Origin of the sequence: Burkholderia sp. HI4860 (assembly GCF_002223045.2) — a bacterium.
In the GTDB taxonomy this organism is placed as follows: Bacteria; Pseudomonadota; Gammaproteobacteria; order Burkholderiales; family Burkholderiaceae; genus Burkholderia.
Map to the genome: position 1 here is coordinate 628,330 of NZ_NKFO02000005.1, position 20,707 is coordinate 649,036.

Sequence of the window (20,707 nt, forward strand, 5' to 3'; positions counted from 1 at the left end):
TCCATTCCATGACCGCCTGCCCCCGGCGACAGCGCCCGCACGATCCTGCGCAACACGAAAGGCCGTCCGGCGCCCGTGCGGGCCCGGCCAGGCCTCGTTCACCGTCCGGAACCCGTCGCCATGAAAAAGCTTGTCAACCGCCCGTCCGATGTCGTGCGAGAAATGCTGGAAGGCATCGCGCGGCAGTCGCCGCATGTCGCGATCCTCGGCGACGAGCACGTGCTCGTCCGCCAGCCGCTGCCCGAACCCGCGCAGCGCCCCGTCGCCGTCCTATCCGGCGGCGGCAGCGGCCACGAGCCCGCACACGGCGGCTATGTCGGCGACGGGATGCTGAGCGCGGCCGTCTGCGGCGAAGTGTTCACGTCGCCGTCCACCGACGCCGTGCTCGCCGCGATCCGCGCCACCGCCGGCCCGAACGGCGCGTTGCTGATCGTGAAGAACTACACCGGCGACCGGCTCAATTTCGGGCTCGCCGCCGAACTCGCGCGCGCCGAAGGCATTCCGGTCGAGACGGTCATCGTCGCCGACGACGTATCGCTGCGCGGCCGCGTCGAGCGCGGCCAGCGGCGCGGGGTCGCCGGCACCGTGCTGATCCACAAGCTCGCCGGCGCGGCCGCCGCGCGCGGGCTGCCGCTCGCCCGCGTCGCGGCGATCGCGCGCGACGCGGCGGCCGAACTCGGCACGATGGGCGTCGCGCTCGACGGCTGCACGATCCCGGGCGCCGACAAGTCGGGCTTCAGCCTCGGCGATCACGAGATCGAACTCGGCCTCGGCATCCATGGCGAGAAAGGCGTCGAGCGCCGCGCGCCGCTGCCGGCCGATGCGCTGGTCGACACGCTGCTGTCGAGCATCGTCGCCGATCTCGTGCTCGACCGCGGCGAACGCGTCGCGCTGTTCGTCAACGGCCTCGGCGCGACGCCGGACATGGAACTCGCGATCGTGCTGCGCGCCGCGCACGACCACCTGCACCGGCGCGGCATCGTCGTCGCGCGCGCGTGGGCCGGCACGTTCCTGTCGGCGCTGAACATGCCCGGCTGCTCGATCTCGGTGCTGCGGCTGAACGACGAACGCGCGGTGCTGCTCGACGCGCCGACGCAGGCGCGCGCATGGCCGGGCGGCGGCGCGGTGAATACGCAGATCCGCGTGGCCTCCGCCGCCGCGCAGGAAGCGCCGCTGCCGCCCCTCGATGCGGCCGGCCGCGCGTGGGCCGCGCGCCTGCAACCGGCACTGCACGCGGTCGCGCAGACGCTGATCGATCACGAGCAGACGCTGACGGACCTCGATGCGGCGGCCGGCGACGGCGATCTCGGCGCGAGCATGCTGCGCGCGGCGCAGGCGATCCTCGCGCTGCCGGAAGCCGCGTACGGCACGCCGGCCGGCGCACTCTCGGCGCTCGGCGCTGCGTTACGCCGCGCGATCGCCGGCAGTTCGGGGCCGTTCTATGCAACTGCACTGCTGCGCGCGTCGCGCCGGCTGGCCGATAGCGCCGAGCCGTCGGCGCGCGACTGGGCCGCGGCGTTCCGCGGCGCGGTGGATTCGATCAGCGAACTCGGCGGCGCGCATGCCGGCGACCGCACGATGCTCGATGCGCTGGTCCCGGCCGTCGCGGCATTCGAGCGTGCGCTCGACAACGATCGCGATCCCGCGAGCGCGTGGGCCGCGGCGGTCGAAGCCGCCGAGCACGGCGCGCAGGAAACCGCCCGCATGACGCCGCGCGCCGGGCGCGCGAGCTATCTCGGCGAACGCGCGATCGGCACACCGGACGGCGGCGCGGTGGCGGTGTCGTATTGGCTGCGTGCGTTGCAGGCGCACATCGCGTAAAAGGGTGAAGGTTGAAGGCGCGACAGTGCGCCTTCAATGCAGCGGCACGCACGACGCCATGGCGCGCGACGTGCCGATGCCGTGGATCATTGCAATGCCGGTCGGCTTCGCCTCCGCCGACATTCGCATCGAACCGTCCGCAATCGATCAGCCCGTTTTCGTCCGCCCGGGCAACAACGCCGCACCAACCGCCGCCACGGCGAAACTCGCGAGCCAGCACCAATAGCCGATCGCGTCGAGATGCACGGGTTCGACGGTCCCGGCTTCATCGACGGCAATCTGGTGCTGCGACAGGAAACTCATCCCGAACAGCAACGCCAGACCGGCCAGTACGATCGCCTGCGCGCGGTAGCGCTTCACCGTCAGCAGCCAGGCGGCAAAGACGAACGGATTCGCGAGCCATGTATAGATGCCGTCGAGCAAGCCCATCCAGCCCGTCAGAAGCACCTGCCAGCCGTCGGCCCATGGATGCGGGGCGGGCGCGCCGGTGCGGAACGGCGTGGTGAACATGGCGACCAGATAGAACAGCACGCTGATCGCGAGCAGCACGGTCGTGGCGCGGCCCATCGGCAGGCGAACGGGCGCCATGGCGGGAGTCGAAGGTTTCATCGTCGGGCCGGGCGTCCGGCGTCGCGGCGCGCCGCCGGACACACCCGATGCACGTCGCTCAGACGCCTTCGACCAGCACGGCGCGATAGCGCGCGCCCTTGAAGCGGTGCTGGGCGACGGCCTGATATTCCGGGCCGTGATACCACGCGTGCGCGGCTTCCTTCGACGGGAACTCGACGATCACGACGCCTTCCGGGCCTTCGCCCTCGAGCGTTTCTTGCGGCCCGTAGGCTGCGAGCACCTTCACCGGATGCCCGGCGAGCGTGGCGCCGACCTTGCTCTGGTAGAGGTCGAATTCCTGCTGGTCCTGCATGCTTTCACGTGTAAACACGATGTAGGTGGCCAAGATACGTGCTCCTGATGCACTGCGTGGAAGGGAAAGGGACGACCGCGCATCGCCTCGTCCGGCAAACGGCACGCGACCTGCCCGCAGCTTACAGGGGATTGCCGACGAGCGTCGGGGCTGGCCGAGCGCGCCTCCGGCCGGCTTGCTGCGTGCGACACCGGTCAACCGCGTACGACTCCTGTCGCATGCGGATAACCGGCACGGGGCCCGTCACGCAAGCGTCGCCGTGGCCTGCATCGTCAGCCAGCCGTCGCGATCCTTCGCCCACAGCTCGATCGTCCGGCCATCATCCGACGGTTTGCCGCACAGCGTGAACGGCTCCCCGTCGAACGTCGGGCGCACCGCGCGGAATGCGAAGCTCGCGAGCGTCGCACCGGGCCGCTCGCGGTGCACGAGATCGACGAGCAGCGTCGCGATCAGCGGGCCATGCACGACGAGCCCCGGATAGCCCTCCTCCTGCGTCACGTAGCTGCGGTCGTAGTGGATGCGGTGACCGTTGAAAGTCAGCGCCGAATAGCGAAACAGCATCACCGCGTCGGCCGTGACCGTGCGCGACCACGTCTCGCCCGCCGGCGCAGCGACCGGCTTCGGCGCAGGCGAGCCCGGCTGCGGCGCATCGCGATAGACGATGTCGTGCTCCTCCTCGACACACAATGCGCCGTCACACTCGATCCGGTGCTGCACCGTCACGAAGACGAGCCGGCCGCTGCGGCCCGTCTTGTCCTCGATGTTCTCGATCGTCGATTCGCGCGTCGCGCGCCACCCCGTGCGCAGCGGCGCATGGAAGGTCAGGCGGCCGCCGGCCCACATGCGGCGCGGCAACGGCACGGGCGGAAGGAAGCCGCCGCGCTTCGGGTGGCCGTCGGGGCCGACTTCGGCCAACGGTGCGACGGGCAGGAAATAGAGCCAGTGCCACATCGGCGGCACGACATCGCCGGGCGGCGGGCGGTCGAGCGTGGCGGCGAGCGCGTTCAGCGGGAACGCGGTGATGTCGTCGCCGAGCGTTTCGGTCTTGCCCAGCCAGGCGTCGAGCGACGCCTGGCCGAGGGGCTGCGAGGATGAAAGGGACACGTGCGGAATCTCCGGGTGGCTTGCAACGGCCTCAATATGCACGCCGCGCGCCGTTTCGCGAAGCCGGATTTCCCGAACCCCGGCTTCGAACCGGCCTGACCTGCCGAGCGGCCCGGCCGGACGACTTTCATCTGACCATTCGATCGCAGCCGCCAAACGCGCCACCCGTTCCGGTAAAACCTTACAGCTTGACCATCCCCGGCACGCCGCCTAAATTGCATCAGACGATGCCTGCCGCGCCGCGTGCGACGTGTCATCCGGGTGACAAAAACGATAGTTTGCTATCGAATTAATTTGCCCCTATCATCTCGCCCATGACCAATCTGCACGACCTCCGCCTCGCCGTCAGCAGCCTTCTCGTGCTGTCCGCGCGCAAGTGGCGCCGCACCAGTGACGGCGTGCTGACCACGTACAACGTGTCCGAGGCCTGCGCGACGCCGCTGCTGATCGCCGGGCGCCTCGGAGAAGGCGTGCGCCAGGGCACGCTCGCCGAATACGTCGGCATCGAAGGGCCATCGCTCGTGCGCCTGCTCGACCAGCTGTGCGCGGCCGGCCTCGCGCGCCGCGACGAGGATCCGCACGACCGCCGCGCAAAAACGATCTCGCTGACGGCTGCCGGCCGTGCGGTCACCGCGAAGATGGAGGAAGACCTGCGCGTGCTGCGTGCACAGGTGCTCAAGGGTGTCACGCGCGCCGATCTCGAGGCGACGCTGCGCGTGCTCGACGCGTTCAATGCGTCCGAATCGCACACGCCCGCCGCGCGCCCCTCCCATACCGGCGACGCCACGTCATGACCTACCCGAGCCTTCGCGACTGGCTGTTCTCGGGCAAGACGTTCGCCGCGTCGATGCTCGCGCTGTATCTCGGCCTGTATTTCCAGTTGCCGCGCCCGTACTGGGCGATGGCGAGCGTCTACATCGTGTCGAACCCGTTCGTCGGCGCGACGCGCTCGAAGGCGCTGTATCGCGCACTCGGCACCGCGCTCGGCGCGGCCGCCGCGATCTTCTTCGTGCCGCCGTTCGTCGAGACACCGCTGCTGTTCGCGATCATCGTCGCCACCTGGTGCGGCACGCTGCTCTACCTCGCGATCTCCGATCGCACCGCGCGCAGCTACGTGTTCATGCTCGCCGGCTACACGATGCCGCTGGTCGCGCTGCCGACCGTGACCGATCCGTCCACCGTGTTCGACGTCGCGATCGCACGTACCGAGGAGATCGTGCTCGGCATCGTGTGCGCGAGCGTGGTGGGCAGCGCGATCTTCCCGAACCGGCTCGCGCCGACGCTGATCGAGCGCACCGACGCGTGGTTCAAGGATGCCGCGTTCTACGGCCGCGAGACGCTGTCCGGGCACATCGCCGGCAAGGCGCTGTCCGCGTGCCGGCAACGCCTCGCGGCGACCATCACGGGCCTCGAATTCCTGCTGAGCCAGCTGAGCTACGACCATGCGCACCCGCGCATCCTCGCGCGGGCGCAGGCGCTCGCTGGCCGGATGCAGTTGTTCCTGCCGCTGATGTCGTCACTCGCCGATCCGTTGATCGCGCTGATGCGCGACCTGCACATCCGGCCGGCCGGGCTCGACGAATTGCTTGCCGATGCCGCGAAATGGTTCGACGCGCCGCTGCCGGCCGTCAAGGCCGGCGCCGATGGCGACATGGCCGACGACCCGGTCGCGCAACGCCTGCGCGAGCGCATCGCCGCGCTGCAGCCGGCCGACGACGCGCTGGCGAGCTGGGACGGCGCGCTGCTGTCGAACGCGCTGTGGCGGCTGCGCCAGGTCATCGACATCTGGCAGGACTGCCGCTCGCTGCGCGCGCTGATCGGCAATGAAGCGGGCGTCTGGCAGCCGCGCTACCGGCACTGGCGGCTTGGCGGCACCGAGCGCTTCTTCGATCGCGGGATGATGCTGTTCTCGACGCTGACCGTCGTCGCCGCGATCGTGTTCGCGAGCTGGCTGTGGATCGCGTCCGGCTGGCACGACGGCGCCGCCGCCGTCACGCTCGTGGCCGTGTCGTGCAGTTTCTTCGCCGCGCTCGACGAGCCCGCGCCGCTGGTGTTCAAGTTCTTCCTCGCGACGACCGCGAGCGTCGTGTTCGCGGGCCTGTACCTGTTCGTCGTGCTGCCGCACGTGCACGATTTCGCGATGCTCGTCGTGATGTTCGCGGGCCCGTTCATCCTGATCGGCACGCTGCTGCCGCGCCCGCAGTTCAATATGGTGACGATGCTCGTCGCCGTGAACACGGCCACCTTCATCAGCATCCAGGGTGCGTACGACGCGGATTTCTTCGTGTTCCTGAACAGCAACCTCGCGGGTGTCGCCGGGCTGCTCTTTGCCTATGTATGGACGCGTGCGACGCGGCCGTTCGGCGCGGAACTCGCGGTGCGGCGCCTGCTGCGCTCGGGCTGGGAAGACGTCGCGCGCTCCGCGTCGACGCAGCCGCTCGACGACCAGCGCAACCACGCGTCGCGGATGCTCGACCGCGTCACGCAGTTGCTGCCGCGCCTCGGCGCATCCGACGACCATCGCCACCCGTCGATCGAGAGCTTCCGCGACCTGCGCATCGCGCTCAATGCGCTCGACCTGCGCCGCTCGCGCCGCCGGCTGTCCGGCGACGTACCCGACGCGATCGACCGCGTGCTGGCCGGCGTCACCGATCACTACGAACGCTGCGCCGCCGCGAACGCGCGCCAGCCGGCGCCGCCCGCGCTGCTTGCGACGATCGACGACGCCCTGCAACGCGTCGCGGGCCGCAACCTGCCGGCCGCCGCGCCGGCCGAAGACGGCGCGGCACCCGCCGCACCGGCCACGCCCGCCACGCATCGCCGGCTGCGCGACACGCTGCACGCGCTCGTCGGCCTGCGCCTGTCGCTGTATCCGGCCGCGGCCGGCCAGCCGCCGCAGGCGCCGGACGGAGCACGCGCATGATCCTGCTTTCCCATCCGTCCTTCCGACCGCGACCATGATCGGCGAAATCGACATTTTCGGCGTATTCGTGCCGGCCCCGCTCGTGCTGATGCTGATCGCCTACCTGATCAACATCGTCGTGCGCGCCGTGCTCGAGCGCGTCGGCTTCTACCGCCTCGTCTGGCACCGTTCGATCTTCGACCTCGGCATCTACGTGTTCGTGTTTGCCGCCGTCGTGATCGTTTCCCACCATCTCGTGGCTACCTAACGTGAAAAAAACCTGGCTCTCGGCAGGGCAAATCCTGCTCACCCTGATCGTCGTCGTCGTGGCTGCCGTCGTGCTGTGGCGCATCGTCAACTACTACATGTTCTCGCCGTGGACCCGCGACGGTCACGTGCGCGCCGACGTGATCCAGGTCGCGCCGGACGTGGCGGGCCTCATCACGTCGGTGCAGGTCGCCGACAACCAGGAGGTCAAGCGCGGCCAGGTGCTGTTCGTGATCGACCAGGCCCGCTACACGCTCGCGGAGCGGCTCGCCGAAGCCACGCTCGCGCAGCGCCGCGCGACGCTCGCGCAGGCGAAGCGCGAGTACGCCCGCAACCTGCAGCTCGGCAACCTGGTCGCGAGCGAGCAGGTCGAGGAAAGCCGCACGCGCGTCGAACAGGGCGAAGCCGCCGTCGCCGATGCACAGGTGTCGCTCGACACCGCGAAGCTGAACCTGCAGCGCACGACGATCGTCAGTCCCGTAGACGGCTACCTGAACGACCGCGCGCCGCGTGTCGGCGAATACGTGCCGGCCGGCCGCGCGGTGCTGTCGGTCGTCGACCGCAATTCGTTCCGCGTCGACGGCTACTTCGAGGAAACCAAGCTGCGCGGCATCCACATCGGCCAGCAGGTCGACATCATCGTGATGGGCGAGCCGCGTGCGCTGCGCGGCCACGTGCAGAGCATCGTCGCCGCGATCGAGGATCGCGACCGCACGCAGGGCGCGAACCTGCTGCCGAACGTGAACCCGGCATTCAGCTGGGTGCGGCTCGCGCAGCGCGTGCCGGTGCGCGTCGTGCTCGACGAAGTGCCCGACGATTTCCGGATGATCGCGGGCCGTACCGCGACCGTCTCGATGCGCGAAGCCGACACGCGCCGCAACGACCAGGCGAAGCCGGTGGCCGGCGCGTCGTCGGTCGTCGCGCCGGTATCGGCGGCTTCCGGCACGGCCGCCAGCGCGGCAGGAGCATCGCAATGAAGCGGCACGGTCTGCGCCTCGCCGCGACGCTCGCGCCGCTTGCGCTCGCACTCGGCGCGTGCAAGTCAGTCGGCCCCGATTACACGCTGCCGCAGCAGGCGTACGTGAATGCGCCGCTCGCGAACCATGCGCTCGACGATGCGAACGGCACGCTCGTGTCGCGCGACGCCGTGCCCGGCAACTGGTGGCAGCTCTACGACGACCCCGTCCTCAACGGGCTCGTGCGCGATGCACTGAAGTCGAACACCGACCTGCGCGTCGCCGCGGCCAACCTCGCGCGCTCGCGCGCGGCGCTGGAAGTCGCAAGCCAGCAGGGCGGCTTCTCGGGCCGCGCGGAAGCCGCCGTGCAGCGCGCCCAGGAGTCGGCCGAGCAATACCTGCTCGAGAACAAGCTGCCGGTCGTCAACGAAGGCGCGGTCGGCATCAACGTGTCGTACGAGATCGACCTGTTCGGCAAGCTGCGGCGCGGCGTCGAAGCCGCGCGCGCGGACAGCGAAGCCGTCAGGGCCGCCGGCGACCTGGCGCGCATCACGGTCGTCGCCGACGTCGTGCGTGCGTACGTCGAGTCATGCTCGGCCGGCGACGAGCTGGCTGTCGCGAAGCAGTCGCTCGCGCTGCAGAAGCAGCGCGTCGCGCTATCGCAGCGGCTGCGCGATGCCGGGCGCGGCAACCAGACCGACGTGACGCGCGGCGTGACGCAGGTGCGCACCCTCGCCGCCGATATCCCACGCTTCGAAGGCCGCCGCAAGGTTGCGCAATACCAGCTCGCCGCGCTGCTCGCACGTTCGCCAGCCGACCTGCCGAAGGCCGTTGCCGAATGCGAGCGCCTGCCGAGGCTGCGCCAGCCGATTCCGATCGGCGACGGCGCCGCGCTGCTGCGCCGTCGCCCCGACGTGCGCGCAGCCGAGCGGCAACTCGCGGCCGCGACCGCGCGGATCGGCGTGGCGACCGCCGCGCTGTACCCGTCGATCAGCATCGGTGCGTCGGCCGGCTCGGTCGGTGTCGCCGCCGACCTGTTCTCGTCCACGACGAATCGCTGGTCGTTCGGCCCGCTGATCAGCTGGTCGTTCCCGGTCAACGGCCAGCGTGCGCGCGTACGCGAGGCCGAAGCCGCAACAGGTGGCGCGCTCGCGCACTTCGACGGCGTCGTGCTGAACGCGCTGCGCGAAACGCAGTCGAGCCTCGCGACCTATGCGGCCGACGTGCAGCGCACGGAAGCGCTGCGTACGGCGTATGAATCGGCTCGCAATTCCGCCGACGAAACACATCGCCTCTATCTCGCCGGCCGCGAGTCGTTCATCTCCGATCTCGACGCGACGCGCACGCTGACGAGCGCGCAGGCGCAGGTGGCGGCAGCCGAAGGCCAGGTCGCGACCGACCAGGTTCGGCTCTTCCTCGCGCTCGGCGGGGGGTGGGATGACGACGGTACGACGGCCGCTCCGGACGCCCGTCCCGCCACCACGCGCACCGCCCCGACACCCGCGACCAGCGAGTAATTACGGCAGCGCTGTTATCTTCAGTACATCACGCGCACCTGGGGAAACGCTCGGCGGCGGCGGGCTTTCCTGATTCGCGCCATCGCGCCGGAAGGACGACGAACACCCACGTTGACGGTAAACTGGCCGATGCATTTCCATTCATCTTCCGCTGTCGAACAGGTAGCGGCATCCACCCGGAGATCCATCATGCGAACCAGCGCCCGCAATCATTTCGCCGGCCAGGTCAGCGCCGTCAAGACCGGTGCCGTCAACGACGAAATCACGCTCCGCACGCAGGACGGCCTCGACATCGTCGCCGTGATCACCCACGGCAGTGCGGCTTCGCTGGGCCTCGCGGCCGGCTCGAAGGCATTCGCGCTCGTGAAGGCGTCGTCGGTGATCGTGATGGTCGACGTCGACAGCAGCAAGGTGTCGGCCCGCAACTGCGTCGCGGGCACCGTATCGTCCGTTGCGAAAGGCGCGGTCAATTCGGAAGTCGTGATCCAGGCCGCGGGCGGCGCCGAAATCGTCGCGATCGTCACCAACGACAGCGTCGATCGCCTCGGCCTCGCAAGCGGCACGGCTGCGTCCGCGATCTTCAAGGCATCGAGCGTGATCGTCGGCGTCGAATGAGCGCGTGACGATCGCGATGGCGATCCGTCTGGCACCGCGCATTCACACGAATCACGCCGTGCGGCTACCGGTCGGATGCGTACGATGACCACCGCGATCGATCACGCTCGGCAACGGGGCGCCGCAAACAGATGCGCGCGCGATGCGCCGCACGCCCCATAAACGGTTACCTTGCGCACCGTATCGCCTGCTGGTCATGACGCGCTCAATGCCGGTGCCGGTGATGAATGTCCGGAAAATGCGCGTGGCTGTGCGTGATCGGCAGATGCACGTGCGGATGCGTGTGCGGTTCGTTGCCGTCGTACGCAAAATCGTGCGCATGCAGGTGATGTTCGTCGTGCCGATGCCGATGCGTGTGCTCGAGTGGCTCGTGGGTGTGCGTGTGTTCATGCCGTTCGCGAACGTGCAGCCAGATGCCGAGCGCCATCAGCACGGCAGCGATCCAGAACGTCGCGGGCGGCAGCGCGGGCCAGATCAGCAGCGACAGCACGACGCCGAACAGCGGCGCGATCGAGAAATATGCGCCCGTCCGCGCGCTGCCGAGATGACGCAGTGCGACGACGAACAGCACGAGGCTGATTCCGTAGCCGCCGAGCCCCGTCAGCATCGCGGCAGCCGTGACCGGGACAGCCGGCAGCGTCGCGCCGGTCGCCAGCGCGATGCCGATGTTCACGGGGCCGGCGATCAGCCCCTTCGCGCACGCGATGACCATCGCATCGTTTGCGGCCACCTTGCGGGTCAGGTTGTTGTCGACCGCCCAGCACAGGCAGGCGCCGACGATCAGCAACGCGCCGACCGGCACGCCTGCGTGGCCCGGCGTCCACGACAGCAGCGTGCCTCCGGCGACGATCGCGACCATCCCGAGGAACACCTGCGAATCCACGTTCTCGCGAAACACGACCCACGCGATGACGGCCGTCAGCACGCCCTCGAGATTGAGCAGCAACGCACTCGTCGCTGCTGGCGTGCTCGACAGCCCGAGCATCAGCAACGCCGGGCCGGCCACTCCGCCCGCCGCAATCGCGCCGGCCAGCCAAGGCAGGTCTGCACGCTGCAGCGGCGCGGCGTCGGCGGTCGTCGCATGCCGGTTGTGCAGGCGGCGAAGCAGGATCCCGATACCGAGCCCGACGCCGCTGCCGAGATAGAACAGGCCGGCGACCATGAACGGCGACATCGCGCCGATCAGCGCCTTGGCGAGCGGTGTTGCGGCGCCGAACAGCGCGGCAGCGGTGAGCGCGACGAGAATCGCGGAATGTCTCGAGTGCATGATTCGGTTCGAATTGACGTTGAAAGGCGCTGGCCGTCGCAGCGGGTTGCGTCGCGGTGGGCTTTTCGCCCCTTTCGCAATGAAAGCTGCATGGCAGCCGGCGAGCTTGCGTGCGACCTGACGACATCGACGAGATTATCGCGCGTCATCATGTCACGGTGACCGAGTGCGATCGTCCACGCGCCAGTCGACCGTTTCCGCACGCCGTTACTTTAGGAAAACGAATTAATCGAACGAAGCGTTGCCGCATTCGCGGCATGCGTACCGTTCATGCGCAAACGATAACGTCGAAACAACGCGCGTGCAGCACCGATCGGCGAACTTTCTTCGTCCGGTCGCGTGGTCTGTTCGAGGTGGGATAGATGAGAGCCCGGCACGTCGAGCACCGGAGGGAGCAGTCCTGACCTGCCTCGATCGAGGCAGGTCAGTCTGTCGGGTCATCCACCGCACGCGATGTGCGTGCGGGAAAGCGCCGTGCGGTATGCAGCGGCGCGGTGCGGATTACGCGTTTCCGGCCGTTTGCTGCTCGACCTGCGGCGCTGCGTCGGCTTGCGCTTCCACGTTTGCCGGTTGCGGCTCTGCGGCGGCCTCGGCGGGCTGTTCGGCCTTCGGCTGCTGGGGCGCGCCCTTGGCCGATTGCCCCGCGCCCTTGTTGCCGGGGCGACGAGCCTTCAGGCGGCGTGCCCGCGCTGCGTCGTCATGCGTGACGCGCCCTGCTTCGTTACCCTGCAGATCGACCCGCACCGCGTCTTCGACGAGGCACGACCAGTAACGGTTGCCACGGCACCACGTCGACATCGCTTCACGCAGTTCGGCTTCGTTGAGCCCGACGGCCTGTGCTTCACGGGCGAGGTCGTCCCAGATACCGACCTTGAGCGGCACTTTGGGGGCCGGATTCTTCGGGAACGCACGTGGAAACTTACGCTGCAGTTTGCCGATCGCAACGATGACCGGATCGACCGGCGCCGCCGGCTTCGCCGAAGCCGGCTTCGCGCGGTGCGCCGCTTTGCCGCCGGCCGCAGCCGGCTTGGCGCCACGCTGCGGCTGGTCGCCGGACTTCGGCTTCGCGCCGGTGTCCGCCGGCGCTGCCGGCCGCTTCGCGTTGCGCTCCTGCTTGGCCTTCGCTGCGAGCTGCGCCCGCAATTCGGCAAGTTGTTCAAAACCCATAAATTCAATCCACCAGGAATATAAGGTGTGGTTCGTGCGGCCATGCCGCGCGGCGCACAAGCGTCGCCGCCATGCGTGCGACCCGTCTGCCACCGATGCGGAACACTACGGGGCCGCATCGCGCACGCCACTCTGTTTTCAGGCACCCGGCCACGATGCCGGACAAGGCAGGAGTGGAAGTATACCGGTACGCGCGGCGGCCGGTTGACTCACTGGTCTGCGTTGGCCCGATTCGGGGTACCGGAAATGCGTCCGTGCGGTCGTGTTGCGCATTATATGGATACGTTTCCGGAAGTCACGCCGTTCACGCTCGTTGGCTGGAATCGGGGCCGTTTTCCGTGCTGCGATTGCCCCGGCGGCACCGCTCGACGCCCGACACGGGGCATTCCGCCTCGGGACGTCGAACGTGATCCCGCCGCACCCGTGCGTCTCGGCCCCGGCTGCGATTTTGCATCCCGGGCAGCGGCGTCGGCTGCGTGCGAATCGACGATCACGGCGATGGAGCGGCGCAAGTGCCGTACCCGTTCGACAGCATCGGTGCCCGCACACGACTCGTTGCGTCCGCACCCATCCCGCGGCGCACGAAGAGGCCGAAAAGTGCGTAGTATGGTCGGATCGATGTCGTCGGCAGCGTGCGTCGGCCCGTTTCGCCGCGTCCGACCGGCGCCCCACCGACATCCCGCTTGCCTGCAAAAGAACGAACCGGTTGCACGAAACGGAGCACAGAGATGGTTCCCCCAAACGACATCCCGCACGAAGGCATCACGCGCGAGGAGATTCACCATCGGCAAATCGACATGCGCGGCTATCGGCGCAGCGACGGCCGGTTCGAAGTAACGGCCTGCCTCGCGGACCGCAAAACCTTTGATTTCACGCCGCCGGGCGGCACACGCACGGTGGCTGCGCTGTCGCCGATCCACGACCTCGGCGTGACGCTGGTCTTCGACGCCGACATGGTCGTGCGCGCCGTGTCCACGTTCCTCCGGTCGCATCCGTATGCGCAGTGCCCGGGCGGCGGCGACTCGCTGCAGGCGCTCGTCGGATTGAGCATCGGCGCGGGCTGGAACAGCGAGATTCGCAAGCGCCTGCCGTCCTGCGATACGTGCACGCACCTGAAGGAGTTGCTCGGCCCGATCGCCACCACGGCCTATCAGACGATGGTCGGCATGCGGAAGTCGTCGCTCGAGGCGCGCGACAGCGACGGAAAACCGCTCAAGATCGACAGCTGCCATGCCTATGGCGCATCGCGCGATCTCGTGAAACGTCTTTGGCCCGAATATCACCGGCCTTCCGAGGCGGCAAAGGGCAGCTAAGGGCCGGGCATTCGGCCAGTCCCGCGCACCATACGGTCGTTGCCGCTCGAGGACGCGCACGTCGCATGCATGATCGTGCGTCGACCGGCCATCGCAGTTGCAGCGCCGGCGATCAAAAAACGCCTAGTGAGAGCCCCGCTGCAAGCCCGGCGCCCAATTCCGCGCAGCGCGCGAGATCGTCGCCGTCGATCGTCTTCGCCGCGAGGATGCGCTCCGGCGTCTGCGCGTGGGTACAGACGATCAGGCCCGGCGCCACGTTCTTCAACCGCCATCCGGTCGCGATCCGGTCGATCTGGCGCAGCGCGTTCTGCCCATCGCTTCCCGCGCAGATCATCACCGCATACGGGCGGCCGTTCACGCGATCGAGCACCGCGTAGTAACAGCGGTCGAAGAAATCCTTCATCAGCCCGGACATTGCCGCGAGATTCTCCGGCGTTGCGAACAGATAGGCGTCGGCGGCCAGTACGTCGTCCGCGCTCGTCGCATCGGCGCGCAGCAGCCTCACGTCGACGCCGGTTTGCTCGCGCGCAGCGCCGGCGGCCGCTTCGGCCATCTGTTGCGTGCCTCCGGTCATCGTGTGATAGACGATCAACAGCGTCTTCATTCGTCGTGACTCACGTTCGGTTTCAGGTGCGTTGACGGCGTCGCCGATTTCCGCGGAATGGCCAGAGGTCCGATGAGGCAACCCAGCGTTCGCAGCCGAGGATCTGCCGGCTTGCCCGTTCGCCGGTGCGAGGCACGCATCGATCATGCGCGTTGCGCCAGGTTCGATTCGCGCGAGTTCGACCGGATACACATACGGTCAGTCCGTTACGCCGCGCAATGCGTCGGCATGTTCCGGCTGCGCGTAGTACGCGAGAAACATGTCGGCGGCGGATTCAGCGACTTTTTGTTGCTCCGGCTCCGCGAGCGGCGGCTGGCCCATCGTTATCTGTGGCCAGAACGCGAATGCTTTCACGACACCGTGCAACTGATGCGCGGCAAACACGGGATCGGCGACGGACAGGCGTCCGGCCGCCGCGGCCGTCCGCACCCAGACCGTCATGTCTTCCTCGCGTTCGCCGAGGCGCTCGACCATGTCACGCGCACGTTCCGGCGAATGGATCGCCGCGCCGATCGCGACGCGTGCGAGCGACAGAAATGCCTCGTCGCTGAGCAGGCGCATTTTGCGATCCAGCAATGCGAGCAATTGCTCGCGCAGCGGCACATCGGCACGATAGGTTGGCGAACTGCCTGTCCGCGTCGCATCCCACAATTTTTGCAGGATGGCGGCGAACAGCGCTTCCTTGCCCGGGAAGTGGTTATAGACCGTGCGCTTCGACACGTCTGCACGCGCAGCGATGCGGTCCATGCTGGTCGCGTCGTAACCGGACGCGAGAAATTCCTCGATGGCCGCATCGACGATGGCCGCGCGCTTTCGATCGGTCAGGCGCTGAGGGGGAGTACTGGGATCCATTCAGAAATTTTACACCGGGTAGTTTACTTATCCCAGAAATAAACTACACTGTTTAGTATACTTTCTCTTCCGGACGAACCGACATGGCATCGCCTCTCGTTTTGATTCATCGCATTCTGGGTTTGGCGGCCGCCCGGCGCGGCCGCGCGCTGTCTGGCGGCTCGCCGCAGCACAACGGCGAGCGCTTCAGCAATGTCGCGCCCCGTCCGGTCGAGGGGTTGGGCAAAACGTTCGGGATCGCCTGGAACATGTTGTTCAACAAGCCGCGCAATACCGTGCCCACCGGGCTGTTACCCGTCGATTCGTTGACGCGCGCGGCGCTCGACGCGGCCCCCGATCGCAGCCTGTACCGGCTTGGACATTCGACACTGCTGCTCAAGCTGCGCGGCGAATTCTGGCTGACCGATCCCGTGTTTGCCGAGCGTGCGTCGCCGTTTCGGCGCGTCGGCCCGAAGCGCTTTCATGCGCCGCCGATTGCGCTTGAAGATCTCCCGCCGCTGCGCGGCGTGATCCTGTCGCACGATCACTACGATCATCTCGACCGCGACACGGTGCTCGCGCTTGCGGCCACCACCGGCGTGTTCGTGACGACGCTGGGGGTCGGCGACCGCCTGATCGAATGGGGCATCGACGCGAAGAAAGTTCGCCAGCTCGACTGGTGGCAAAGCGTCGACGTGGCCGGCCTGACGTTGACCGCGACCCCTGCCCAGCACTTTTCCGGACGCAGCCTGTTCGACGGCAACAGCACGCTGTGGGCGTCCTGGGTGATCGTCGACGACGACTTGCGCGTGTTCTTCAGCGGCGACACCGGTTACTTCGACGGTTTCCGGACGATCGGCGAGCGCCTCGGGCCGTTCGATGTCACGCTGATCGAAACAGGCGCATACGACGCGCAATGGCCGTATGTGCACATGCAGCCGGAAGAGACCGTGCAGGCGCACATCGATTTGCGCGGACGCTGGCTGGTCCCGATTCACAACGGCACGTTCGATCTCGCGATGCATCGCTGGCAGGAGCCGTTCGAGCGCGTCACGGCACTGGCAATCGTGCGAGGCGTCGATCTGTCGACGCCCAGGATGGGCGAGCGCCTCGCACTCGACGAACCGCATCGCGGCGAGCGGTGGTGGCGCACGGTCGACGAGCGCGTGACGTCGGTTGCGACGAAATCGCGCCGCTGGACGCTTTGCGCGTCGCAGGCCACGAAGTAAAACCCGCCGATCGTCGTCCATTTTTCCCCGGAGCGCGGCAAGGCCGCGACTCCGACAGGCGCGTTGCCGGCGTACCCGCACGTCGACGGGAGGCGACAACGCAGCCGATGAACTGCATGGTCGAGCCGAGCTTCGGTCTCGTCGTCCAGGGCACGATGCGGCCCACTCAGAGCGGCGACGTGTATCTCTGCGACGCCAACCGCTCTCTGATCACGTCCCTCGACTTGCCCGGTTCGATGCAGGTCATCGAAGCCAGCCGCGAAAGGCCATTTCTCGGAATCGGGCTCAAGCTTGATTTTCGCGTCACGGCTGAACTGATGGCGCTGGTCGCAGCGGATCACGAGGAAGCCCCGGCAGGCCGCGGCGTCGTTGTCGGCGATATGAACGAACCGCTCTACGACGCGGTGAACCGCTTGCTGGCGTTGCTGGATGACTCGAACGCCATCGCAGTTCTCGCTCCGTACATCGAGCTGGAAATCTATTACCGTCTGTTGACGAGCGACTAGGGTGCCCATCTGCGTCAGATAGCGTCCCCCGGCAGCCAGGGCAACCGCGTGTCGCGGGCGATCCAGTGGTTGCGGACCCATTACGACGAGTGGGTCGACGATCTGGCGGCGCAGGTATCCGCGGAATGCTTGGGTCGGCCCTTCACGCGTGAAGGGCGACCCGCTTGAGCCAAACGAGCGCAGCGAGATGCGCGCTTGTTGCCAGCTCCGGATTGATTGCTCGACAGCCCACCGCGAATTCAAGCTAAGTATCGAACGGTTCGTGGGCGCTTCGCGGCGTCGGAGCTGTATCCGCAATCGCATGTGTTCACTGGCTAGAGGCAAGTCGTCTCATATCGATGATTTGATGAGGACTATGCTGTCTCCGCAACCAAGTCGTCTTAGTACCCTCCGGACGCTCGTCCACAAACGCTGCAATGCTGGGAATCTCGCGCCACGCTGCGAACCATCGATTTGCGCGGCGAGGGTGTGCGTTGTCACGTGACAACTCTCGCAGCTAGATCCACGCAGGCGCCTAAGAAGGCGCTCGATGCCCTGCCCAGATGCATCTGATTCGCCTCAGTTCGATTTGTCTCGGCATCGATATCGACCGAATATGTTTTAAATACAACATTTTACGTATCATAAACTACAAAATGACCCGTATTCACATCGCCTCTGGCTCGAACAATGCGAAATGACCATGCGCCCCTATTTACGGGGCTGATCTCGATGATTTTGCGTGAAACAACATGAAGAATATAGCGCAACCCATTGCCAGATAAGGATTTCTGCGAACACCGAATTTCTGGAAAATGTTTCACGATCCGGCCCGGTTGAGTTGCTATGTGGCCATCAACCCTCGAGTTCGCTGCGAATCGCAGCCTCATTTGCATAGCTGCAGCGCAGAAGCTCTCGGCTGTACCGGTCACGCAACCCAAGGATCCCGCGGCAAGCCCTAGCCCCTCCCCTTCCGCACAGCACACTCGCAATGGAGGGCAGACCATCCCAATTAAATGGGGCCATATCAGTGAAGCCCGTTATACTCACTCGTGCGCACAACGCAGCAAGCTGACCGGCGCCTTCCTTCTCGCACGTGATCGCGAATAGTCAGCGATGTAGCCCCCCATATCTGCGGACCTATTGATGACTGAGGCTCTTCGACATAGGCGCCACGCCAGATATACGGCGCAACCCGTCGCTTCGGCACTCAATCTCCCCGATACAACACTTCAGTTGTCACGTGACAACGCCCCAGCCAGTTCACCCGAGAAACTGCATGTCGAGACGGGGCCGCGATACGAATCTCTTCTTTGGCGATCCATACGCTCATGCACTATGAAGTCCGATGACAAGTCGTCCTGGAGCCGATTCGGCACCGACGCGACCTGCCGCTCCGAACCGATTGTCACGTGACAACTCATCTGGCCAGAAGCACCCATGTTCAAACCAAAAGCCAGATTTCGAGCGTCGAATGATCTCGCCGTAGCTTTAAGTGGAATCGAAGGATGACCTAGCCGGATTACGTCGAGAAGGAGCAAAACTCTGCTGCTTGTCACGTGACAACCAGGTTTCCTTGCGACGGCCATGAACCGACTAACGAAAATCGTGGTGATTTTTACCGCAACCACCACGACCTCAAGCGCCCAGTCTCCATTTGCCAACGCAGCCATCGACATTGAGATCGAGATTCATCGAATTTCTACTCAATCCTCGTACTTGCTTTTCAATTTCGGTCGTCGATTTTATTTTTACTCGACCATCAATCACGACTGACTCGTTAGCCATTCGGCCCACTTGTCACGTGACAACCGCATCGATCCTTAAGACATACATCGCGTCGAAGGCTTTTCTGGACATTTTGATAATAACTGCATATATTACGCAAAACTCCGTGGAGGAATTTAATGGCTTTCAAGATCGCCGTCAGTAATCAAAAAGGTGGGACTGGAAAGACAACCATCTCCGTCAATATCGCCGCTGCATTCGAAGCTGGCGGCAACAAGGTCGCGCTGATCGATGCCGACCCTCAAGGCACGTCGGTCCGGTGGGTGACGAGCGGCGAGAACACGCTGCCGATGACGGTTCTCTCTCTGGCCCCTGCCGGTCGCGGCATCGGCGGCGAGATCAAGAAACAGGACGCGAACTTCGACGTGATCGTGGTCGACTGCCCCGGCAACCTCGAAGACCCGCGAATCGCCTCCGTACTCGAAGTCGCCGACTTCTGCCTCGTGCCGCTGTCACCGTCGCCGGCCGATCTCTACAGCACGGTCGCGATGATCCGCATGATCGAGTCGATGCGATCCATCCGTAACCCAAATCTTTCTTCCGCATTAATGCTGAATAGCGTTAATGGAAAAACTAAAATGCGTGAAGAAATTTTAAAAATTCTAAGGGCTGAAGAAATAGGGGAGCATCTGCTCGACAGCCAGATCGCGCAGCGCGAGGTCTACCGTCAGACGTTTGCGCTCGGCACCACGATCCATCACCACAATCGATATCTGAAGGGCCTGAAAGAAGCCCGTGCGGAAATCGAAAAGCTGGTCACGGAAATGGCCCAATACATCGCGTCGACGCGCGCTACCGGAGCCGCCCATGGCTAAGGACACATCGAAAGACAAGAAGCCGACCGGCAACCTGCATCTCGCAGCCGGCCTGTTGCGCGGACTCGCGCAGGAGAATGCGGCACTCGAAACGCGGCTGCCCGAACCGGCGGCCGCACCGAACGTCGTCGGCGAAACGGCGCCCGCCGTCGGGCCGGCCGCGGCCACGCCGGCCAGCGCACCGGATCTTGGCGCGCCTCAGAAGGTATTGGTCAAGGATTGCATTCCGAACCCGTTCAACCCGCGCGTGTTCTACTCGGAGTCGAGCCTGCACGAGCTCGCCCTGACGCTGAAACGGGAAGGGCAGATCGAACCGATCAAGGTTACGCGGCTCCCGGAGTTTCCCGGCAAGCTCGTGGTGATCGACGGACAACGCCGGCTCCGCGCGACGAGCATCAACGGCGATGAAACCATCAACGCCACGTTCCGCACGGATCACACGCCGGAGCAGCTCTACACGATCGCGTATCGCGCGAACCACGACCACGAACGCCAGACGATCTTCGACGATGCGGTCGCGTGGAAGCGTCTCCTCGACGAGAAAGTCTTTTCCGACCAGAACACGCTGGCGGAAAAGATCGGCAAGGACAAGGCATCGATCAGCAAGACGCTGTCGCTCAACGCACTCCCGAACACGCTCCTGGAACGGATGGCGAGCGCGAACGACGTGGTCGGCCTGCAGGCGGCGTACTTCCTGAAGCTGATCTTCGAGCGCCTGGGCGAGCCGACTGCCGACCGGCTGCTAACGGCCGTGATCGACCGGAAAAAGTCGGTTCGTGATCTGGAGAATTTCCTGCGTGCGCAAAGCGACGGCAGCAAGAAAGCGGGACGTACGCGTTACAGCGTTCGCCATGACTTCGCGCTCGAATCGCGAGCGATCGGCCAGTTGAAAACCTATCCGGACGGGCGTCTGGATCTGCAACTCAAGGGCGTCGACGCATCGCATCAGGAAGCGCTCGCCGACAAGCTCAAGACCGTCATCGACGCGTACGTTGCCGAACTGGCAACGACCACGCAACAGTAACGCGCGAAAGGCAGAAGGCCTCGCATCCGCGTTGCACCACGAAGCCGGACGACAACGTCCGGCGCGCGACGCGCATCCGG

Annotated in this window: 19 protein-coding genes; 12 read left to right on the plus strand and 7 right to left on the minus strand. The window is 66.1% G+C overall.

Annotated features, from left to right (window positions below; translation table 11 throughout):
* The first annotated feature begins 120 nt into the window (after nucleotides 1-120).
* On the plus strand, nucleotides 121-1,821 hold the full coding sequence (locus CFB34_RS36905) for a dihydroxyacetone kinase family protein (protein ID WP_089444599.1): 1,701 nt from the start codon (nucleotides 121-123) through the stop codon (nucleotides 1,819-1,821).
* Nucleotides 1,822-1,968: 147 nt separating this feature from the next.
* On the opposite strand, the gene CFB34_RS36910 is transcribed toward CFB34_RS36905, so the two are convergent.
* From CFB34_RS36910 to CFB34_RS36920, 3 genes are all read right to left on the minus strand, one after another.
* On the minus strand, nucleotides 1,969-2,409 hold the full coding sequence (locus CFB34_RS36910; RefSeq protein WP_089444600.1) for a hypothetical protein: 441 nt from the start codon (nucleotides 2,407-2,409) through the stop codon (nucleotides 1,969-1,971).
* A 79-nt stretch (nucleotides 2,410-2,488) separates the two neighbouring features.
* Nucleotides 2,489-2,776, minus strand: coding sequence for a DUF1330 domain-containing protein (locus tag CFB34_RS36915; RefSeq protein ID WP_039369252.1), 288 nt, complete (start codon nucleotides 2,774-2,776; stop codon nucleotides 2,489-2,491).
* 210 nt (nucleotides 2,777-2,986) lie between these two features.
* A complete protein-coding gene (locus CFB34_RS36920; protein ID WP_179243796.1) occupies nucleotides 2,987-3,847 on the minus strand; it encodes a MaoC family dehydratase N-terminal domain-containing protein in 861 nt (286 codons plus the stop codon).
* 314 nt (nucleotides 3,848-4,161) lie between these two features.
* Between CFB34_RS36920 and CFB34_RS36925 the strand changes: the two genes are divergently transcribed.
* The 6 genes from CFB34_RS36925 to CFB34_RS36950 all read left to right on the plus strand — a co-directional run bounded on the left by CFB34_RS36925 (nucleotide 4,162) and on the right by CFB34_RS36950 (nucleotide 10,104).
* A complete protein-coding gene (locus CFB34_RS36925) occupies nucleotides 4,162-4,641 on the plus strand; it encodes a MarR family transcriptional regulator (RefSeq protein ID WP_089444601.1) in 480 nt (159 codons plus the stop codon).
* On the plus strand, nucleotides 4,638-6,770 hold the full coding sequence (locus CFB34_RS36930) for an FUSC family protein (RefSeq protein WP_089444602.1): 2,133 nt from the start codon (nucleotides 4,638-4,640) through the stop codon (nucleotides 6,768-6,770). Before CFB34_RS36925 ends, CFB34_RS36930 begins: the two co-directional genes overlap by 4 nt.
* Before the next feature lie 34 nt (nucleotides 6,771-6,804).
* Entirely contained in the window at nucleotides 6,805-7,017 is a 213-nt protein-coding gene (locus CFB34_RS36935; RefSeq protein WP_011350409.1) for a DUF1656 domain-containing protein, read from the plus strand.
* 1 nt (nucleotide 7,018) lies between these two features.
* Nucleotides 7,019-7,993, plus strand: coding sequence for an HlyD family secretion protein (locus CFB34_RS36940; RefSeq protein ID WP_089444603.1), 975 nt, complete (start codon nucleotides 7,019-7,021; stop codon nucleotides 7,991-7,993).
* A complete protein-coding gene (locus CFB34_RS36945) occupies nucleotides 7,990-9,489 on the plus strand; it encodes an efflux transporter outer membrane subunit (RefSeq protein ID WP_089444604.1) in 1,500 nt (499 codons plus the stop codon). The genes CFB34_RS36940 and CFB34_RS36945 overlap by 4 nt, the downstream gene beginning before the upstream one ends.
* Nucleotides 9,490-9,678: 189 nt before the next feature.
* Nucleotides 9,679-10,104, plus strand: a complete 426-nt coding sequence (locus CFB34_RS36950) for a TOBE domain-containing protein (RefSeq protein WP_089444605.1) — start codon at nucleotides 9,679-9,681, stop codon at nucleotides 10,102-10,104.
* 205 nt (nucleotides 10,105-10,309) lie between these two features.
* Here the strand turns inward: CFB34_RS36950 and CFB34_RS36955 are convergent, their stop codons facing one another.
* Together CFB34_RS36955 and CFB34_RS36960 are read right to left on the minus strand one after the other, a co-directional pair.
* Entirely contained in the window at nucleotides 10,310-11,371 is a 1,062-nt protein-coding gene (locus tag CFB34_RS36955) for a DMT family transporter (RefSeq protein WP_089444606.1), read from the minus strand.
* A gap of 501 nt (nucleotides 11,372-11,872) precedes the next feature.
* A complete protein-coding gene (locus tag CFB34_RS36960; RefSeq protein ID WP_089444607.1) occupies nucleotides 11,873-12,538 on the minus strand; it encodes a ProQ/FinO family protein in 666 nt (221 codons plus the stop codon).
* A gap of 728 nt (nucleotides 12,539-13,266) precedes the next feature.
* Between CFB34_RS36960 and CFB34_RS36965 the strand changes: the two genes are divergently transcribed.
* The gene (locus CFB34_RS36965; RefSeq protein ID WP_089444608.1) at nucleotides 13,267-13,851 is read left to right on the plus strand and encodes a DUF2889 domain-containing protein; all 585 of its coding nucleotides are present in this window, start codon (nucleotides 13,267-13,269) and stop codon (nucleotides 13,849-13,851) included.
* A gap of 112 nt (nucleotides 13,852-13,963) precedes the next feature.
* Here the strand turns inward: CFB34_RS36965 and CFB34_RS36970 are convergent, their stop codons facing one another.
* Together CFB34_RS36970 and CFB34_RS36975 are read right to left on the minus strand one after the other, a co-directional pair.
* A complete protein-coding gene (locus CFB34_RS36970; protein WP_089444609.1) occupies nucleotides 13,964-14,455 on the minus strand; it encodes an NAD(P)H-dependent oxidoreductase in 492 nt (163 codons plus the stop codon).
* 198 nt (nucleotides 14,456-14,653) lie between these two features.
* Nucleotides 14,654-15,307: a TetR/AcrR family transcriptional regulator gene (locus tag CFB34_RS36975; protein WP_089444610.1), complete on the minus strand. Its 654-nt coding sequence runs from the start codon at nucleotides 15,305-15,307 to the stop codon at nucleotides 14,654-14,656.
* A gap of 83 nt (nucleotides 15,308-15,390) precedes the next feature.
* Here CFB34_RS36975 and CFB34_RS36980 point away from each other — a divergent pair, with 83 nt between their 5' ends.
* From CFB34_RS36980 to CFB34_RS36995, 4 genes are all read left to right on the plus strand, one after another.
* Nucleotides 15,391-16,515 carry an MBL fold metallo-hydrolase gene (locus CFB34_RS36980; RefSeq protein ID WP_089444611.1) on the plus strand — a complete coding sequence of 375 codons (1,125 nt, stop codon included), beginning with the start codon at nucleotides 15,391-15,393 and terminating at the stop codon, nucleotides 16,513-16,515.
* Complete coding sequence (locus tag CFB34_RS36985) at nucleotides 16,431-17,021, plus strand: AraC family transcriptional regulator (RefSeq protein WP_256979888.1); 591 nt, start codon at nucleotides 16,431-16,433, stop codon at nucleotides 17,019-17,021. The genes CFB34_RS36980 and CFB34_RS36985 overlap by 85 nt, the downstream gene beginning before the upstream one ends.
* Nucleotides 17,022-18,907: 1,886 nt before the next feature.
* Nucleotides 18,908-19,603 (plus strand): ParA family protein, encoded by a 696-nt coding sequence (locus CFB34_RS36990; RefSeq protein WP_089430033.1) that lies wholly within the window; start codon nucleotides 18,908-18,910, stop codon nucleotides 19,601-19,603.
* Complete coding sequence (locus CFB34_RS36995) at nucleotides 19,596-20,627, plus strand: ParB/RepB/Spo0J family partition protein (RefSeq protein ID WP_089444612.1); 1,032 nt, start codon at nucleotides 19,596-19,598, stop codon at nucleotides 20,625-20,627. The genes CFB34_RS36990 and CFB34_RS36995 overlap by 8 nt, the downstream gene beginning before the upstream one ends.
* Nucleotides 20,628-20,707: the final 80 nt, after the last annotated feature.

Excerpts from the sequence above, each read along its gene's own strand:
- CFB34_RS36925 (WP_089444601.1), top strand. The coding sequence starts at position 4,162 with ATGACCAATCTGCACGACCTCCGCCTCGCCGTCAGCAGCCTTCTCGTG.
- CFB34_RS36975 (WP_089444610.1), bottom strand. The coding sequence starts at position 15,307 with ATGGATCCCAGTACTCCCCCTCAGCGCCTGACCGATCGAAAGCGCGCG.
- CFB34_RS36955 (WP_089444606.1), bottom strand. The coding sequence starts at position 11,371 with ATGCACTCGAGACATTCCGCGATTCTCGTCGCGCTCACCGCTGCCGCG.
- CFB34_RS36910 (WP_089444600.1), bottom strand. The coding sequence starts at position 2,409 with ATGGCGCCCGTTCGCCTGCCGATGGGCCGCGCCACGACCGTGCTGCTC.
- CFB34_RS36995 (WP_089444612.1), top strand. The coding sequence starts at position 19,596 with ATGGCTAAGGACACATCGAAAGACAAGAAGCCGACCGGCAACCTGCAT.
- CFB34_RS36960 (WP_089444607.1), bottom strand. The coding sequence starts at position 12,538 with ATGGGTTTTGAACAACTTGCCGAATTGCGGGCGCAGCTCGCAGCGAAG.
- CFB34_RS36970 (WP_089444609.1), bottom strand. The coding sequence starts at position 14,455 with ATGAAGACGCTGTTGATCGTCTATCACACGATGACCGGAGGCACGCAA.
- CFB34_RS36930 (WP_089444602.1), top strand. The coding sequence starts at position 4,638 with ATGACCTACCCGAGCCTTCGCGACTGGCTGTTCTCGGGCAAGACGTTC.
- CFB34_RS36990 (WP_089430033.1), top strand. The coding sequence starts at position 18,908 with ATGGCTTTCAAGATCGCCGTCAGTAATCAAAAAGGTGGGACTGGAAAG.
- CFB34_RS36965 (WP_089444608.1), top strand. The coding sequence starts at position 13,267 with ATGGTTCCCCCAAACGACATCCCGCACGAAGGCATCACGCGCGAGGAG.
- CFB34_RS36980 (WP_089444611.1), top strand. The coding sequence starts at position 15,391 with ATGGCATCGCCTCTCGTTTTGATTCATCGCATTCTGGGTTTGGCGGCC.
- CFB34_RS36935 (WP_011350409.1), top strand. The coding sequence starts at position 6,805 with ATGATCGGCGAAATCGACATTTTCGGCGTATTCGTGCCGGCCCCGCTC.
- CFB34_RS36950 (WP_089444605.1), top strand. The coding sequence starts at position 9,679 with ATGCGAACCAGCGCCCGCAATCATTTCGCCGGCCAGGTCAGCGCCGTC.
- CFB34_RS36945 (WP_089444604.1), top strand. The coding sequence starts at position 7,990 with ATGAAGCGGCACGGTCTGCGCCTCGCCGCGACGCTCGCGCCGCTTGCG.
- CFB34_RS36905 (WP_089444599.1), top strand. The coding sequence starts at position 121 with ATGAAAAAGCTTGTCAACCGCCCGTCCGATGTCGTGCGAGAAATGCTG.